Raw genomic sequence first — 16,147 nt, forward strand, 5'->3', positions numbered from 1 at the left:
CAACACAGAAGTCATTGACCTCCCCTCATATCTGGCCCACAGCCAACCAGCGTCTGCCGCACGTCCTACGCCTACCTCGGCCGCCACATCAACGCCTTGCACCGCTCCAAGGATGAAGCTTATAGCCCTCCGGTCGCCCATATGGCGACCGGGTTTGGCGACTCGCTGATCGGTAAATCTCTTTAATCAAGTGGAGTTTTTTGCCCATGAATCGCCATATGCCCATCACCGGAGTCGACAACGACTTCCACGCCCTGTTGATCGACACCGAAGGCCCCCTCGACGTGCTGCACGAAACAGCTGACTACCGCATCCGCGCCGTGACCCAACTCCTGGAAAACCTCGCCATGCGCGAAGAGATCCACTCTGATGCCGTGGTCCTGCACGACTTCGCCCGAGTCCTCGCCATCCCTTTGCTCGACGGCTGCGACCTGATGGACGTGATCGGACGGCGATTGCGGGCGCAGATGGCGCCATATCGCCCGTTTTTTTGGGTGATTGCTGGGTGTCAGATCATGCGCCCAAAGGGTAGCTGCTTTGACTTCAGCGGATAACTCTTTGCCTGACAGAACGCCTTCGCGGGCAAGCCACGCTCCCACAAAGGAACGCTATCTAATGTAGGAGCGTGGCTTGCCCGCGATCGGCCGCGCAGCGGTCGTAAAACCTGCAACCCCACTCTTCCAGACACACCGCATGCACCGGGTTTACGACTGCTTGCAGCCGAACGGGAGCAAGCCCTAATGCCGTTCAGTTAAGCGAATGTGGTCCACTGTAGGAGCAAGCTTGCTCGCGATGGTCGTTAACGATAACTCGTGTTTACTGGCTAAACGCGGCGCTCTTGAGTCCATCGCGAGCAATCGAGCGTCGACCGGCTGCTCCTACAATTTCCTTAACTGAACGGCATTAGGGCAAGCTCCCTCGCCACAAATGCTCTCTGGCCTGACGATCCAAACAATATGCCCCTACGTTTCTCACCCTTTATTCTTAAGTGATTCCAACCAACGCTCATAAAACAAGATTTGTTCTTGCGGATCGCTGGCAATGTCATTTTCTTCGTAAGTGAAAATATTAACTATATCCTCGCGCGTCGCCGACCTTCCCATTGTGACTTCATATGCCACAATGCCGCCGCTCATTTGCGAGCACATCCTTGAAGGCATCACATTTAATTTTGCCCCTTTGCAGAGAAATTTGATATCCGGAAACTCTTCTCTGATTTTTGCCAAGCATAAATAAAGGTCGTCGTGCTCATAGTCTTTAGTGAAGCCGTTAGCCATTGAAAAATTTATAAAAATATGAGCAGCATCATATCGAAGAGTTGCAACCTCTTTCACACCGTTGACCATAAGGTATATTTCAGTGGTTTCCATTTGGTTTCCTATAGGAATTATTGTTCTATGGTGAGAGGTCAGCCCGACAGAACGCCATCGCGGGCAAGCCCGACTCCCACAAAGGAACGCTATTTAATGTAGGAGCGTGGCTTGCCCGCGATCGGCCGCGCAGCGGTCGTAAAACCTGCAACCCAATTCTTCCAAGCACACCGAATGCATCGGTTTTACGACTGCTTCGCAGCCGAGCGGGAGCAAGCTCCCTCGCCACAAATGCTCTCTCGCCTGACGATCTAATTATTCACCTAGCGAATTCATCCAGCGCTGATAAAAATCTTTTTGTTTCTGTATGTCATTGGTAATATCGTTTTCTTCGTAGTCAAAAATATTTACCACATCTTCACTTGATTTCCCCCATTTAAGTTCATATGCAACTATTCCGCTGGACATCTGCGAAGACATGCTAGAGGGATGGACGTTCAGTTTTGCTCCTTTACACAGAAATTTTATATCTTTGAAGTCTTTTCTGAGCAATCCAAAGCAAATGTAAATATCTTCGCCTGTATAGGTTCTTTTGAGTCCGCTTGCCATGGTGATGGTTAGAGCAGGTACCTTCCTGTCGCACTCGACTATAGCCAACTCTGTGATTCCATTAATACTCAGCGTTATTTCTCTTGTGGCCATACCCTACTCTCCGTCCCAACCAAGCATAAAGAACTCAACACAACCGCCACTCTCTATTTACTTTATTTTTACCTTCCCTTTTCTAGTCTTCATCACCCCCTACTATCGAGTCTCTCCAGCGCATATAAAATTCTTTTTGCACCTTAGGATCATTTGTCAAATCATTCTCTTCGTAATCGAAAATATCAACCAGATCATCTAGTGAAGGGGATTTCCCTAACGTCAGCTCGTATGCCCTTACACCCAGGGACATTTGAGACGACATACTGGAGGGACGAACATTTACTTTCGAACCTTTACAAAGAAATTTAATCTCAGGATTTTCCTCTCTGACATGTCCAAAACAATTATAGAAATCGCTTCCAGAATAGGTTCTACTAAAGCCATTTTCCATAATGAAATTCATGGTTAACTTTTCTATATCGCATATAAGTTTTGCTTTTTGCTTCTTCCCACTTATGCTTATAAATATCTTTACAGTTTTCAATTTTTTACTTCCTGTATGGATTTAAAATGGTATATCCAGAACTACGACCGTCCGCCCTTACAGGGGTTGCGCCGAGAATATTCTCTCTATCTATACGCTCAGATATTGCTATTTCGACTTCTTTTCCAAACTTATATTCCTTTCCCAGCTCTTTCTTTACATCACGACCTGGTATTTTCCGCAACGTGTACAGATACCCGCCTCTCATGTTAAAACTTGTAGCAAAATCAATCCCTACGTCTCTAGATGGAGACGTGCTAATAAAATTGCTCGGTGGATTATCGCTGTCGATGGAGTGAAGTAGTAAGTCATTGCTATCGCCTTTACTTTTAAACCCATGTTCGAAGATTTCGTCAGGATGATGTTTATCCCCGCGATATAGATATCCCTCTTCCCTTTTGGAATCTGGGAGCGTCGGTTCCCCCTCATCCACCCGCGCCTTAACCGCCGGGTCTTCCACCCCAATCGACGGCTTGCACCCATCCCCACCAGGGCAAGTACTCAACCCCAACGGATCCACCCACCCCGTTGGATTCGGGGTGTATTGGTAGGCGTTCAGCCCACCGGCCAGCTTGACCGGATCGGGCGTCAGGTAGCGGCCGATGTCCGGATTGTAGTAGCGATGGCGGTTGTAGTGCAGGCCGGTTTCCACGTCGCAGTACTGACCCTGGAAGCGCAGCGGTTGCTCGAGTGGTTCTTCGGTGGCCTGGCTGAGGTGGGTGAGTTTGCCGTAGGCGGTATATTGGGCGGACCAGACGATTTCGCCGCTGTAGTCGGTGAGTTCCTGCGGGGTGCCGAGGTGGTCGAGTTGGTAGTAGAACGGGCAGGCGTTGTGTGGGCCTTCGCCGTCGAGCAGGGCTAAAGGGCGGAAGCTGCCGGGTTCGTAAACGTAGCTGCGGTAGTGGCGGCTGCCGCGTTCGGCGATCAGCTGCTCGCCTTGCCAGAAGAATTCGGTGGTCTGCTCGTCGACGGTTTTGCCGATGCGTCGGCCGAAGGCGTCGTAGCGGTAATGGGCCTGGCTGCCATCCGGCAGGGTGACGCCGATGAGTCGGTGCAAGCAGTCGTAGCGGTAGTCGGTGATCAGGCACTGGGCTTTGCCGCGGCGTTCTCGGATCAGGTTGCCGAAGGCGTCGTAGTCGTAATGGCGGTCGCCTTGCATCAGCAGGCGGTTGCCTTTGACGCTGGCCGGGCCGGGGCGGTCCTGGATCAGCAGGTTGCCGGCCGGGTCGTGGCTGAAGTGTTCCGGGCGTGCGTCGTGCGGATGGCGGACGCTGGTCAGTCGGTCCAGCGGATCGTAGTGATAGTGGCGTTGGCCGTGGCGGCTGTCACTGATGAGGGCCAGGTTGCCGTTGGCGCTGTAGGCGTAGTCGCGGCGGTAAAGCCGGCGTTCCTGCTGGCTCACGGCGTGAGTCTGCAACCGGCCCTGTTCGTCGTACTGGTACTGGCTGAGCAGCCGGCCTTGCTCGCGCTGCTGTTCACGACCGGCGCTGAACTGGTGAGTGGTCAGCCGGGCGCCGTTGAGGTCGATGGCGCTGAGGCTGCCGCCGGGGCCGTGGTGGTAGTCGAGTTTATTGTTGTCCGGTAGCCGCAGGTGATTGAGCCGGCCGCAGGCGTCGTAGCGATAGCGCAGGGTGCCCCAGCCCTGATGCTCGGTGATCAGCCGGTCGTGCAGGTCGTATTCATATTCCAGCGGCCAGTGACCGTCGTCGACGCCGACCAGCCGACCGAGGCCGTCGTAGCGGTAATGAATCTGGCTGCCGTCGGCCAGGGTCTTGAGCAGCAAGCGGCCCGCCGAGTCGCGCTGGTAGGCGGTGAGCAGTTGACTGCCATCCTCGCCAAACTCGGTTTTCTCCAGCAACTGACCGTTGAGGTCGTAGGCGTACGCGGTGCGCCGCCCATCGAACCCGGTCTCTTGCCGGATCAGACCGTTGGGACCGTACTCGAGCTGATAACGCTCGCCCGACTCGTTTTCGATCTCGCTGAGCAACAGCCGCGCATTGTCGTAGCGATAGCGCAGCTGGGTGCCGTCGGGGTTGATCCGGCGGCTGACCAGGTGCAGGTCGTCGGCGTATTCGTAGCGGGTGATACGCCCCAGTTCATCGCGCTCGGCGGTGACCTTGCCGTAGGCGTTGTAGCTGAAGGCGCGGGTGGCGCCGCCGGGCAAGGTGGTGTGCAGCAGCCGCCCCACGGCGTCCCAGTGGTACTGAGTGACCGCGCCGTGTTCGTCCTGCCGGCTGATCTGCCGGCCCAGGACATCGTAGGCATAGCGGCGCTGACCACCGTCCGGCAGCTGTTCTTCGATCAGTTGGCCGAGGCGGTTCCAGCCCAACGAGTGGAGGCTGTGGTCCGGATGGCGGATCGACAGCAGCCGACCTTGGTCGTCGTAGTGGTAGTGGGTGACGTGGCCACTGGGATCGGTCTGTCGGGTGATGGCACCCTGCGCGTTGCGCTGGTAGGTCCACTGCGCCGGGCCGCGCTGGCGCCGGTGGACGTAACCGTTGCGGTATTCGAACGCCGTCGGCTGGTCCTCGGCGGGCAATACCGCGCTGAGGCGCCCGGCCTCGTCATACCGGTATTCGGTAACGGCGCCGAGCGGGTCCTGTTCGGCCGTCAGCCGGCCTTGGTCGTCGTAGGCCTTAAGGTGCTCGGCACCGTCCGGTTCGACCTTGCGCACCAGGCGCGCCTGCGGGTCGTGGGTGTAAATCTCCTCAGTGCCGTCGGCGTGTTTGACGGTGACGCGGCCCTGGTCGTCCCAGACGTAACGCGCGTCCATCTGCGAAAAGCTCGCCCAATGCCGTACGCAGCGCGCGGCTTTGCCCGCGCGTTCCCACTCCCAGAAAAAACTCGCGCCACCGGCCAGTTGCCGCTGCAGGATGACCTGCTGATCGTCGTAGTCGTAACGCTCGCATTCACCGGCGGCGTTGCTCGCCTCGACCAGCCGCTGACGTTCGTCATAGCGGTAGCTGACCAGCGTCTGCTCGGTGTGCCAGGCCGCTTCGAGGGTGTCCGCCGGGTGCAAGCTCTGGTAGTCGACGGCGATGATGTGCGCGCGCTTATAGCGCAGGCGCAGGGCGCGGCCGGCGCCGTTGTCGAGACGCAGGATGCGTTCCTGACGGTCGCGGGTGATCCGCAGCCGGTTGCCATAGGCATCGCTGATGGCACTCAGCCGACCGTCGCGAAAATGGTAGAACCGCGCCGCGTCGCCGGCCTGGGCGAGGATCAGTTCCTGCGGATCGTCGCCCAGATAAATCGCCGCCCGCGACAGGCTGTTGTGGATCGCCGGGCGCTCGACACTGGGCAGCGGAAAGGGGGTGCGGCGATTCTCGTGATCGGTCCAGATCACCGCATCGCCGCTGATCGCCAGCCGCTGCGCCAGCGCATGACTCCAGCCAAACCCGAGGCCGCAATCGATTTCCACCGCACTGCTGCGGTACAGCCGGGTCCAGCTAAACGGCAGCACCCCGTCCAGCTCACCGTCGCTGAGGGTCAGCAGTTCTTCGCCGGTGACCATGGATACCGGACAGCCGTGGGTGGCGGTGTTGCGAGCGGTGTCGGCGCTGTCGCCCGCGGGGTTTTTCGCCTGGCTGGGGGCGTCGTCGTGGTGTTCTTTTTTGCTCAGGCTGGTCATGCGCCCGGTCTTGTCGCGTGCCAGGGCGGCGGGGTTTTTCACCTCCAGCGTCGGCGTGTCGCCGGGGTTGAGCGGGTCAATGGGTGCGATCTTGAGTGGGACGCTTGGGGTGGGTGCGAGCGGTGCGCCCCGGGCATTGACCATCAGCGGCTTGAGGGTATCGGCGTGGCCGGTGAGGCGATGGTCGCGGGTGAGTTCGGCGAGCTTTTCGCCCAACGTTGCAAACCACTGCCGAGCACGCCCGGATTTGATCGTGCTCAGCACCTTGGTGCTCATGCGCAACTTGAAGCCAATACCCGCAGTGCAACTGATCAGCAAAAGATTGATCAGCACTTCGCCGCGAATTTCAGCCAACACTTCTATGAGATCAGTCGGTGGCAGCATTCGCAGCCAGCTGACGATGGCCGACAGATAGATAAACAACAGCGGCTCATCGCTGAGCACCAACAAGCCGTTGGCAATGGCCTCCTTTGAGGCGCTCAGGAGTGTGTCGAGTTCGGCTTGGGTGAGGTACTCGAGGAGTTTTTCGCTGTTCGGTTTCAGGTCAGCCAACAACTGATAGAGCTGCTGAACGTCATCCCACAGACCGAACAAAGCATTCTCGAAGCCCTGTAAGTCGGCTTTCTGCAAGGCGATGTAACGCTCAAGAAGACCGGCCTCGGAAAAACTCGCCCACAACGGCTGAAACTGGCTCGTCCACTCGGCGCGTAACCAACCCTCAAGCTCACCGATCACCCCCTGATAAGAGGTGTACAGCGCCTTGACATGGTTCTGGGAAACGTTGGGGAAGAAGGTGATGCGATAGCGCTGACCGCGCCAGCATTCGGGGATTTCAAGAATGCCGCTGGGGCCGATGGTTTCGTGAATCGGCTCACCGACCACCACGTCACCGTTGTGGCCATTGATAACCGGTTCGAGCATCACCGGCGTATTGCCGATGGGTACGAAGCGTGCGGTCTGGAACATGTGCACCAGGGTCAATGGCCCATTGGCGGGGCACATCGCGACCACCATGCTGACCGGCGTGCGGGAGTCTTTGGGCGCTACGAGGCTGATCTCGTCTCCGACTTTGAAAACTTGCTCGACATCCAGCGCCCAGCCAGTCCAGAAGCTTTCGGCCCAGGCCCGGTAATCGTTGAGGCAGTGTTTGAAGTCGTTGAGGACAGAGTCGATGTCGGTTTTTTTCGGGTCCATGGCGGCGAAGACCAACAAGCCGATGGAGGTATTCACAACGCCCGTTTCCGGGACAGGCAGGTGGCTGGGTCGTACATCCGCAATCCCTCGCGTGGGTGGTATAGGGCGCGAGACTTTGCAGGGGATGGATGGGGAATGAAGCCGGGGAAGTTCGAGAAGGCGGGTAGGATTTTTCTTTAAATCAAGCGGAGAAAATCAACACCCGCAGAGGCGTCGCGCGCAGAACTTTTGGCGTACGGGCTTGAAGGAAAAGATGCGCAAGCGTTACTGCCGACCATCCCCCACCACGCCACCAAAAAGTCAATTAATTGACGACAACGATTCATCTCTGTCATCGCCATCACTAATCTGCTTGAGACACTGGCATCGCACCATCAAGTGAAAACCGCTGTTTCATCCATGAGTGCGTCAAAAAACAGGTGACTCAAATCTGACACGCCCATAGTGCTAAGAGCTATGCAGATCAAGCGATACGACCGTTAGTCGCTTAAGTTTCGATGCTTTTTTTGATTCAAAAACGTATCAAAGCCGCTGCCACAAAGCTCCTGATGGCAAAGCGCCTGAAACAACACTATTTCCCAACCACAAAGAACCTGTCATTTCGTTGACACGCTTTGGCTACGCTGGTCTATACCCACTTCAACAGCCTCATCCCAGTTACATACACCGCTCTTTGCGAGGCACGCCAATATGGACGTGAGCGTATTCGGTACGGGCTATGTTGGCCTGATTCAAGCAGCCGCACTGGCAGACGTCGGCCATCGGGTTTTGTGCGTCGACGTCGACATCAACAAAATCAGACAGCTACAACAGGCCGTCCCACCCATCCGTGAACCGGGGCTTTGCGGCATGCTGGAGGACAATATCAAAGAAGGCCGGTTGCTGTTCAGCACCCAGCCCAGTGATGCCGTCGCCCACGCCGAACTGATCTTCATCACAGTCGGTACACCGGCAGATGAGGACGGTTCGGCCGACCTCAGCCATGTGCTGACAGTCACCCGCGAAATCGCACGGTGCATGGATGACAACCGCACGCTGATCATCAAATCCACGGTGCCGGTCGGAACCGCCGACAAAGGCGCCGCGCCAACCATCCCCACGCTGGAGGACCAAAATGCCTCACCAAGTCGTAGTCAACGCTGACGATTTCGGCCTCAGCCAGAACGAGAATGCCATTATCCTGCGGGCCTTCCAGACCGGACTGATCAGCTCCGCCACTGCGATGGCAAACATGCCGGCTTTTGCCGTCGCCTGCGCAATAGCACAGCACCCTCTGCTGCAAGGGCGAATCGGTCTGCACTTCAACCTCACTGATGGCCGGCCGCTCAGCAAAGCCATTCTCGGGCACCCCGAGTTCTGCAACGCCAGCGGCGAATTCGATCTGAACCTGTCTCGCCATCGTCTGTGGCTTGGCCGCCAGGCCCGGGACGCTGTGCTACAAGAGCTGGAGGCGCAATGGCAACACTGCCTGGAGCTGGGCTTGCAACCCAGTCATCTGGACTCGCACCAGCACGTACACAATATCTGGCCGATCGGTGAAGTCCTCGCACGCTTCGCCGCCAGACAGGGCGTGGCGCTGCGATTGGCGCGCAACCTTGGACAAAATATCGGGCCCGGCAAGCGACTGTTCAAAAACTTGCTCAACCGGCGTCTACGCAGCCTCGCTGGAGTCACCGCCGACCACGTCTGTACTCCGGCCGATCTGCGTAATGCGCCACCGCCAACCAACGGTTTGCTTGAGGTCATCACCCACCCCAACCTGCTGGGCGCCGACTTTGGCGACGCCTACCTGAACCCGGGGGAATCATTGACGCAGGTGCTGGAAAGCCGTCTGCCGGGCGTCCCACGAGTCCCTTATGGGGTGGACTGCATCGGCCACAGTGCTGGAATAGTTCGGCGCGATTAAATGACGTACATACGTTGAAATAAATCAGATGCAGGCCTTTTGATATGAAACAGCCGCATTGATCTATACCCCCAAAGAGCCTCAATCAAGTAGTTCCATCGTTCATTACTAGCCACGCAGACATGGACGTGAGCGTATTCTTCAGATCGTCGTACTGGCATAGGCTGGCCATGCGACCCGATTGCACTACCTCAAGGGCCGTGCTTGCGCAAACCCGAAATGAAAAAAGAGATCAAGCCACCACACGTGCTTGATCCCTTAAAATCCTGTCGAAACATATAGGATGAGCCCTACTCCTGCCCTAACGCATAGAGCAAGGACAGTCCCAAATGCACGATTGCATCGTCCGAATGGCTTGAAGAAGAAGCCCTCAGGTGAATCGGCTCTGCACCCTCTTCCCCTGGATGGGCCAAGCCTTGCAGAGTGATATGAAGTGCCCATACCTGCTGCCAAATCGGCTCATCCTTAGGGTCTTTGCTCTGCCTTTCAATGAGGTACTTTCCGTACATCCCGGCTTCATTGGTGAAAATCCTGAGAGTGGCCCTGGCGATACCGAACACAGACTTGATACGCCAGGAAGTACCGTCCTCAAGAACCTCAAAGGTTACCCCCAGATTGTTTTTTGAGTGTTCGTCATCGAAAAGCGCCTTGAGCCTCGTCGTTAACCTCCCAGCATATTTTTCAAGCTGTTGCGCGTCTTCTGCGGCGGATGTGACTGTGGCCCACTGCTCTTCCGTTATCGATTGATATCTCATAGCAATCTCCCGCCCTGGGTGGACGTCGTATAGACGAAAAAGCCCCGCACAATAGCGGTAATACCGTTCAGTTAAGGAAATTGTAGGAGCGAGCTTGCTCGCGATGGACTCAAGAGCGCCGCGTTTAGCCAGTAAACACGCGTTATCGTTAACATCCATCGCGAGCAAGCTCGCTCCTACAGGGTCGCAGCGTTCTCTTAACTGAACAGCATTGCGCACAATAGCGGGGCTGTTTTTCTGGCTATCAGGGCTTCAGTGGCCGCTCTTCATCCTGATCTGACAGACTTTTGCCATCGTCTGGATGCTTCCAGGTTTGCGGCGGCGGATTTTCTTGCTCTGTAGCTTCTTCATCATCATCTTCCCTGGACGGATCATTTGGCTGTCGGGGTTTCTGTTCAGTTGCCATACGTACCTCCTTTCCTTAAGGATTTCTCGTCACGATTGAGGATAGGACAATCTCATTTGGTTCGCTTTGGATAACATTGGGACACCGAATCATTAGCCATACCCACCTCACTATTGAGGTCCCGTGGGGCTGGGCCCTACCGATTGGAGATTCCCGGATCAGCGACGTGCCGTCCATTTGACGGACGGTCGCGATACACCGGCGTCGCACGGTAGTCCAGTGCATTGACCAGAACGATATCGGATTCATCTACACTTAAAAAATCCATGACGGTCAGGCGCCTCGACCGCCCAGCCACTCCAGTCGGTCGAGGCGGAGCACTCATGAATCAGCGTTACACGCGCACGGCGATTTCCCTGCACTGGCTGATGGCAGCGGGGCTGATCGGCACCTTTGTGCTCGGCTTCTACATGCCCGATCTTCCGATTTCGCCAACCAAGATAAAACTGTTCTCATGGCACAAGTGGGCCGGTGTGACCCTGTTTCTCCTGGTGTTGCTACGACTCGCCTGGAGCCTCACCCATCCCGCGCCGCCCCTCCCGGCGACGATACCGGCCATATCGCGTTTTGCGTCCCAAGCCACACATTGGCTGCTGTATGCATTGATGATCGCGATTCCGCTCAGCGGCTGGTTGATGAGTTCTGCGAAAGGCTTCCAGACCGTGTGGTTTGGGGTACTGCCGCTGCCGGACCTGGTGTCCAAAGATGCCGCCTTGGGTGACCGCCTGAAGGACCTGCATGAAGTGCTTAACTTCACCTTGCTTGGCTTGGTGATCGTCCATACCGGCGCCGCACTGAAACATCACTACATTGATCGCGACGACGTACTCGCGTGCATGCTGCCGCGCAAGAACAAAGGCTGATCCACGCCGCTTCAATGCACGAAGCTCGCGCCCCGACCGGAGAGTGTTATGAATGATCGATTCCTGCGCTCTGCCGCGTTGGCCGCCGCACTCACCCTGGGCGCCTTGACCAACGCCCACGCCGTTGAATACAAGCGAGTGAACACGGCTGCCAGCCAAATCACCTTCACCTACACCCAAATGGGCGCGAGGGTTTACGGCACTTTCGGCAAGTTCGATGCCAAGCTCAACTTTGACTCCGCAAACCCCGCAGCGGCCCGTGCAGAGCTCACCATCCAGCTCGACAGCATCGACGCCGGCACCCGCGACGCCAACAGCGAACTGCAAAAACCCGGCTGGTTCAACACGGCCGCATATCCCGTGGCGAAATTTGAATCGAGCAGTGTGAAGCCCCTCAACAACAACCGCTATGAGGTCAGCGGCAAGCTCACGCTCAAGGGCCACACGCGTGACGTCAGTGCACAGATCAGCTTGGATCCGCAGCATTCCATCGGTGTATTCAATGGCGAATTCATCCTCAACCGCGCCGACTTCAGCATCGGTGAAGGCGAATGGGCCGATGTCGGCATCATCTCCAACGATATCCACATCAAATTCCGCGTGGTTGCTCCCGAGCAATAGCTCTCCTGACTCAACCTCACATGGCGTGGCTCATACCATCGCCAGCGGATGCTTGCGCTTCGGGGCACAGAACACCCGATCAATCGCCTGCAAATCCTCTGTCTGAAGCTTCAATTGGGCGGCTGCGGCATTTAGCCGGACATGCTCGAGCGTGACGGCTTTGGGGATGGCGATGACCCCGTCCTGACGCAGAACCCAGGCCAGCGCCACTTGAGCGGGAGTTACACCGTGAAGATTGGCAATGTGCTGGAGGGTCGGGCTGGTCAGCAGTTCTCCCCCCTGAGCGATCGGACAGTAGGCCATCAGCGGCAGATGGTGCTGCTGCCACCAGGGCAACAGGTCGAACTCGATGCCGCGCTGTTCGATGTTGTAGAGCACCTGATTGGTTGCACAGGCTGGAGACGCCAGCTCTTGCAGATCCTCCACGTCGAAATTGGAGACACACCAACGCCTGATCTTGCCTTCTTCGCGTAAACGCTCGAAGGCCTCGACCGTCTCTTGAAGGGGGTATTGTCCACGCCAATGCAGCAAGTACAGATCAATATAGTCTGTGCCCAAGCGCTTCAGACTCTCCTCGCACGCGTGGGGGATGCCCTTGCGACTGGCATTGTGCGGGTAGACCTTACTGACCAGAAACACCCGATCACGCTGGCCGGCGATCACCTCGCCGACCACTTCCTCAGCGCCGCCTTCGGCGTACATTTCTGCGGTGTCGATCAGCGTCATACCCAGCTCAATGCCTGACTGCAACGCTGCCACTTCAGTGGCGCGCTGGTGCGGATCCTCGCCCATGCGCCAGGTCCCTTGGCCGATGACAGGGACAGATACGCCGGCCAGATCGAGCATTCGCATTGCAATCTCCTGATGAAATCCGATGATTATCAGTGTGGCAGCAGTTGAGCAAAGCGGCTCAATCGAGTCGACGTCCAGGGCAGAACATTCGACCCATTGACCCAGCCGAACAACCACGTCGCCAAAATCAGCCAATCATCGCGAAAACGAACGCAATCACAAACCCCAAGGCGAACACCGACAAGTCGCCCGCCTGGAAGAAGTGGCGGTACTTGAGGCCAGAGTACACAGCGGAACCAACCATCGTCGGCATTGTCACCATGGCCCCCAGCTGGATGATGATGTTGAAAGCCATGGCCCGTTCACCGCCGAAATCGAGTAAATCCGCGACAATGATCTGGTGACCCGTACTCATATTGGGCAAAAATTCCGTAAGCCCTTCAACAGCACCTAAAATCTATACCTGCGCGGTGGTCAAAAAATCCGTTACCCCCAGTTAGACCCTTCCCTCTGAAAGGCTTGTTGATTATCTCGAGCTTAAAAGCAGACAGCGACACATCTGAAAAATAACGCTCATCCAGACTAGAGAGCCCCTAACATTTTTATGGTTTTTTCACGACAAAATCTACCAGAACAACAGATAACTAAAGCGCATCAATCCGCCTATCCGGGGCTAATGTTATAAAAAGTCGATAGTAAAAATTACGTTAACAGTTACTTAAGGTCGGTATTTGGACAACACTGTATTGATAGGTGGCACGACGCCATTACTTCAACCAAACAAGCCGAGCCCAATCATAATAATTCACGAAGATCAAGTCGCGTGGAATGCACTGGCACACGCTGAGTATTTATTGGACAACAACACAGCAGCGACGTCAAAGAAGGCATAACGCCACTATCGAAAACCCTGGGCGACCCCATCAATAGCCCGGCACTGCGAAGGGCAAGACAGAACCACGACAGATCCACAACATTGTTAGAAAATTGTAAAAACAATCTAAAAAATACGTGAAAATGTTAGCATTCGTCAGTCACATACAGGAATTTGTACATTAACATTCGAATGCCAGTACCAATCCGAGTCAAAGCATGATGCTTAAAGGGAAAGGATCGACTACAACGCACTGCCAGATCAGGGAGGAGAGGAGTGTTCTCACCGTTGCGCGGACCCCCACTTCAGCCGAAGGTTTCAGGCAGTTGGTAGCGAGCCATGTATGCAATGATGTACCCATTGATACACTGTGCTACAGCCACTTATCCAGAAAAAACAAGCATTCCGGTTCGTACCAAGCGATCTTTATCGAGATTGACAGTCCCCAGGCTTTCCTTGAGAGCCTGACCGTAGTGGAAAATATTCGCGCCGACAATCTGACGCCAATAATTTCCGTTGTTATCTCCGGTAAAGGCACTTACAACAAGATGAAATACTATCTTGCCGGGGCTGATCACTGTATTAAACTGACCAGCACTCCTGACAGCAATCTTGATGGGTTTTCCGATTTTTTTAACTCTCCCGAATGGCGAAGAGAAGTAAATCTGATGCTGGACCCCTCTCGTATGTGCCTTCATGGCCCCGATCAAAAACTGGAAATATCGTTTGCGGAAATGCAAGTCCTGGAGGCGCTAACCCAGACAAAAAATAACATTTTGAGCCATGATGAAATCGCCAGAGTGATGGGTCTTAATGTAAATTTTTATGACCCAAGAGCCTTGGAAAAGGCTATTAGTCGCCTTCGTGGGAAAATAAAAAATATGTTTGGCACCAACGCCATTCAAAGTATTCGCGGACATGGATATCGTTTAAGCAGAGGCCTGATCTCTTCAGTCTGATCAATTTTAATATACAGGGAGTTATTGTTTCATGAACACGACTGGGTGCACCTCGCAAGTTGATGGTGCGGATCATTATCTGTCTCGACAATTGATCCTTACACGAGATGACTGCCCGTTCGGTAGCGAAATAAGAATACATTTCGACGGCGGACAGGCTCTTCCTTTTGATATATCCTGCACACCGCCGACGCACGACAAGGGTGGCATATACAGTGAAGTATTGATGCAAACCCGGTTGATTGCCGTCTCGCTAAAAGACCGCAACACCTCCACAGTGGAAGAATATTTCAGTCGAAGATTCGTTTACATCGCCCAGTCAGACCTCGTCGATACCGCACTCACTGAAGAGTTGATACAGTCCGCTGATACCCTGCGCAGTTTTGGCCAGACATTGGTCATCGCATTGAATGAATTACCGCTCTCGGCGGCCAGTTATCAAGACAAAAATAAAATTCTCCGCAATGTGTATTTGTTGAAGGATCACGGTATAGAGATCGCTTTCGACCATTACAACCTTGACAATGAAAGTGTCGAGATTTTTACAAACCTGAATTTATTCGACTATATAAAAATCTCCGTTTCAGCCTTAGACTTGAGCCTCAAATTCAATGATAACCCGGAGTTATTCAATCGACTCTATGAGCGCATGGTCACACTGAGCCATAACAATAAAGTTTCTTTTATAGCGGACAGAGTAGAGCATGCCGTCAGCCATACATTGGCGCGAGCCTTGCCCTTTGATTACTTTCAAGGGAGTTATTATTCCCCTGCCGACAACCTTTAAATTATTCACTTGCAGTGCCCGTCAGGAGAGCGCAATGGAAAGCCGTATGAACCTCCCTAGAAAGTATTTTGTCGTTGTTACCCATAGCCCGGCATCACAACTTGAGCTCGAGACAATATTGTCCAGTGGACGGTATAACTCGTTCAGTACATCACAGGCAAAGATGTTTGTCGAAGGCATGGAGCCACCCTCTTCTGTCCCTAAGCTTATGGATTTTTTCTTCCAGCAAGTCAGCAGAATTAACTCTCCCGCCAATAAACACGACACACAATTTATATTGTCAGCGCTGGAGTCTGAGTGGTTAGCTTCCCAGCCAGACACTTCGCTTGATAGCATCGCCCCGCGTGTAGGTGAAGCCAACAATGACACCGATAGCGCCATACCCCAAGCAACTAAAGTGCCCCTCCCATCCGCTGAAGCCTGGCGACTTAACAATGGCAGCAACGCCCTGGTCAAAGACGGTGTTGAGGTTGTCTTAACGGGTTTAGAAGCCACACTTACTAAAAAAATGCTGCACCATGACGACCGTGTGGTCAGCAAAGACGATCTTATCCGAAGCATCGGTAGAGAACCGGAGCAGTATCAGGGTCTCGAAATGTGCTTGAGCCGGCTACAGGACAAGTTTAAAAGTGCCAGCAATGGTGAACGTCTTTTTCGAGCTGTCAGGAACCGCGGCTACTGCCTCATACAAAAGATAACCCGTGAAAAAAGCTTCGCCTGAAGCTTTAAATGACTAGGCGGCCGCGACAACTGAGTGCAACACCTCACCCTCCGGTAAGGTGCCGCCATGTCCTATACAGAACTCAGCGTCGAAGAACGCGCCACGATCCAGGTCGGGCAATATCAAGATCTTAGTCAGCGCG

The 16,147-nt window shown here is 54.7% G+C and carries 14 protein-coding genes and 3 pseudogenes; 8 read left to right on the plus strand and 9 right to left on the minus strand.

Annotation, left to right across the window (positions count from 1 at the left end; all coding sequences use genetic code 11):
• Positions 1–206: 206 nt before the first annotated feature.
• Positions 207–470: pseudogene (locus tag ACZYSM_RS06595) on the plus strand (hypothetical protein); the annotation flags it as partial.
• Between the two features lie 501 nt (positions 471–971).
• On the opposite strand, the gene ACZYSM_RS06600 reads toward ACZYSM_RS06595, so the two are convergent.
• The 4 genes from ACZYSM_RS06600 to ACZYSM_RS06615 all read right to left on the minus strand — a co-directional run bounded on the left by ACZYSM_RS06600 (position 972) and on the right by ACZYSM_RS06615 (position 7,321).
• Positions 972–1,370 carry a hypothetical protein gene (locus ACZYSM_RS06600; RefSeq protein WP_489070028.1) on the minus strand — a complete coding sequence of 133 codons (399 nt, stop codon included), beginning with the start codon at positions 1,368–1,370 and terminating at the stop codon, positions 972–974.
• 255 nt (positions 1,371–1,625) lie between these two features.
• Positions 1,626–2,012 carry a hypothetical protein gene (locus tag ACZYSM_RS06605; RefSeq protein WP_489070029.1) on the minus strand — a complete coding sequence of 129 codons (387 nt, stop codon included), beginning with the start codon at positions 2,010–2,012 and terminating at the stop codon, positions 1,626–1,628.
• A gap of 82 nt (positions 2,013–2,094) precedes the next feature.
• Positions 2,095–2,499, minus strand: coding sequence for a hypothetical protein (locus ACZYSM_RS06610; protein WP_489070030.1), 405 nt, complete (start codon positions 2,497–2,499; stop codon positions 2,095–2,097).
• Positions 2,500–2,503: 4 nt separating this feature from the next.
• Positions 2,504–7,321: an RHS repeat-associated core domain-containing protein gene (locus ACZYSM_RS06615; RefSeq protein WP_489070052.1), complete on the minus strand. Its 4,818-nt coding sequence runs from the start codon at positions 7,319–7,321 to the stop codon at positions 2,504–2,506.
• 690 nt (positions 7,322–8,011) lie between these two features.
• On the opposite strand from ACZYSM_RS06615, the pseudogene ACZYSM_RS06620 reads away from it, so the two are divergent.
• Positions 8,012–8,428: pseudogene (locus ACZYSM_RS06620) on the plus strand (UDP-glucose 6-dehydrogenase); the annotation flags it as partial.
• A gap of 7 nt (positions 8,429–8,435) precedes the next feature.
• Positions 8,436–9,227, plus strand: coding sequence for a carbohydrate deacetylase (locus ACZYSM_RS06625; RefSeq protein ID WP_489070031.1), 792 nt, complete (start codon positions 8,436–8,438; stop codon positions 9,225–9,227).
• A gap of 290 nt (positions 9,228–9,517) precedes the next feature.
• Here the strand turns inward: ACZYSM_RS06625 and ACZYSM_RS06630 are convergent, their stop codons facing one another.
• The 3 genes from ACZYSM_RS06630 to ACZYSM_RS06640 form a co-directional block, all read right to left on the minus strand.
• Positions 9,518–10,150 (minus strand): hypothetical protein, encoded by a 633-nt coding sequence (locus tag ACZYSM_RS06630; RefSeq protein ID WP_489070032.1) that lies wholly within the window; start codon positions 10,148–10,150, stop codon positions 9,518–9,520.
• Between the two features lie 76 nt (positions 10,151–10,226).
• Positions 10,227–10,388, minus strand: coding sequence for a hypothetical protein (locus ACZYSM_RS06635; RefSeq protein WP_489070033.1), 162 nt, complete (start codon positions 10,386–10,388; stop codon positions 10,227–10,229).
• A gap of 136 nt (positions 10,389–10,524) precedes the next feature.
• Positions 10,525–10,656, minus strand: coding sequence for a hypothetical protein (locus ACZYSM_RS06640; RefSeq protein ID WP_489070035.1), 132 nt, complete (start codon positions 10,654–10,656; stop codon positions 10,525–10,527).
• Between the two features lie 55 nt (positions 10,657–10,711).
• Between ACZYSM_RS06640 and ACZYSM_RS06645 the strand changes: the two genes are divergently transcribed.
• Together ACZYSM_RS06645 and ACZYSM_RS06650 are read left to right on the plus strand one after the other, a co-directional pair.
• On the plus strand, positions 10,712–11,251 hold the full coding sequence (locus ACZYSM_RS06645) for a cytochrome b (RefSeq protein WP_489070037.1): 540 nt from the start codon (positions 10,712–10,714) through the stop codon (positions 11,249–11,251).
• 48 nt (positions 11,252–11,299) lie between these two features.
• On the plus strand, positions 11,300–11,872 hold the full coding sequence (locus tag ACZYSM_RS06650; protein ID WP_489070039.1) for a YceI family protein: 573 nt from the start codon (positions 11,300–11,302) through the stop codon (positions 11,870–11,872).
• Positions 11,873–11,902: 30 nt separating this feature from the next.
• Here ACZYSM_RS06650 and ACZYSM_RS06655 read toward each other — a convergent pair whose 3' ends face one another.
• On the minus strand, positions 11,903–12,724 hold the full coding sequence (locus tag ACZYSM_RS06655; RefSeq protein ID WP_489070041.1) for an aldo/keto reductase: 822 nt from the start codon (positions 12,722–12,724) through the stop codon (positions 11,903–11,905).
• Positions 12,725–12,974: 250 nt separating this feature from the next.
• Positions 12,975–13,121 (minus strand): annotated as a pseudogene (locus ACZYSM_RS06660) (undecaprenyl-diphosphate phosphatase); the annotation flags it as partial.
• A gap of 635 nt (positions 13,122–13,756) precedes the next feature.
• Here ACZYSM_RS06660 and ACZYSM_RS06665 point away from each other — a divergent pair.
• The 3 genes from ACZYSM_RS06665 to ACZYSM_RS06675 are packed head-to-tail and all read left to right on the plus strand — an operon-like array spanning position 13,757 to position 16,005.
• Entirely contained in the window at positions 13,757–14,497 is a 741-nt protein-coding gene (locus ACZYSM_RS06665) for a winged helix-turn-helix domain-containing protein (protein WP_489070042.1), read from the plus strand.
• Between the two features lie 31 nt (positions 14,498–14,528).
• Positions 14,529–15,284, plus strand: coding sequence for an EAL domain-containing protein (locus ACZYSM_RS06670; protein WP_489070043.1), 756 nt, complete (start codon positions 14,529–14,531; stop codon positions 15,282–15,284).
• 34 nt (positions 15,285–15,318) lie between these two features.
• Positions 15,319–16,005, plus strand: a complete 687-nt coding sequence (locus ACZYSM_RS06675; protein WP_489070044.1) for a winged helix-turn-helix domain-containing protein — start codon at positions 15,319–15,321, stop codon at positions 16,003–16,005.
• The last annotated feature ends 142 nt before the right edge of the window (positions 16,006–16,147 follow it).

Source organism: Pseudomonas sp. F220 (assembly GCF_057813935.1).

Excerpts from the sequence above, each read along its gene's own strand:
- ACZYSM_RS06600 (WP_489070028.1), bottom strand. The coding sequence starts at position 1,370 with ATGGAAACCACTGAAATATACCTTATGGTCAACGGTGTGAAAGAGGTT.
- ACZYSM_RS06605 (WP_489070029.1), bottom strand. The coding sequence starts at position 2,012 with ATGGCCACAAGAGAAATAACGCTGAGTATTAATGGAATCACAGAGTTG.
- ACZYSM_RS06615 (WP_489070052.1), bottom strand. The coding sequence starts at position 7,321 with ATGGACCCGAAAAAAACCGACATCGACTCTGTCCTCAACGACTTCAAA.
- ACZYSM_RS06625 (WP_489070031.1), top strand. The coding sequence starts at position 8,436 with ATGCCTCACCAAGTCGTAGTCAACGCTGACGATTTCGGCCTCAGCCAG.
- ACZYSM_RS06635 (WP_489070033.1), bottom strand. The coding sequence starts at position 10,388 with ATGGCAACTGAACAGAAACCCCGACAGCCAAATGATCCGTCCAGGGAA.
- ACZYSM_RS06640 (WP_489070035.1), bottom strand. The coding sequence starts at position 10,656 with ATGGATTTTTTAAGTGTAGATGAATCCGATATCGTTCTGGTCAATGCA.
- ACZYSM_RS06645 (WP_489070037.1), top strand. The coding sequence starts at position 10,712 with ATGAATCAGCGTTACACGCGCACGGCGATTTCCCTGCACTGGCTGATG.
- ACZYSM_RS06650 (WP_489070039.1), top strand. The coding sequence starts at position 11,300 with ATGAATGATCGATTCCTGCGCTCTGCCGCGTTGGCCGCCGCACTCACC.
- ACZYSM_RS06655 (WP_489070041.1), bottom strand. The coding sequence starts at position 12,724 with ATGCGAATGCTCGATCTGGCCGGCGTATCTGTCCCTGTCATCGGCCAA.
- ACZYSM_RS06665 (WP_489070042.1), top strand. The coding sequence starts at position 13,757 with ATGATGCTTAAAGGGAAAGGATCGACTACAACGCACTGCCAGATCAGG.
- ACZYSM_RS06670 (WP_489070043.1), top strand. The coding sequence starts at position 14,529 with ATGAACACGACTGGGTGCACCTCGCAAGTTGATGGTGCGGATCATTAT.
- ACZYSM_RS06675 (WP_489070044.1), top strand. The coding sequence starts at position 15,319 with ATGGAAAGCCGTATGAACCTCCCTAGAAAGTATTTTGTCGTTGTTACC.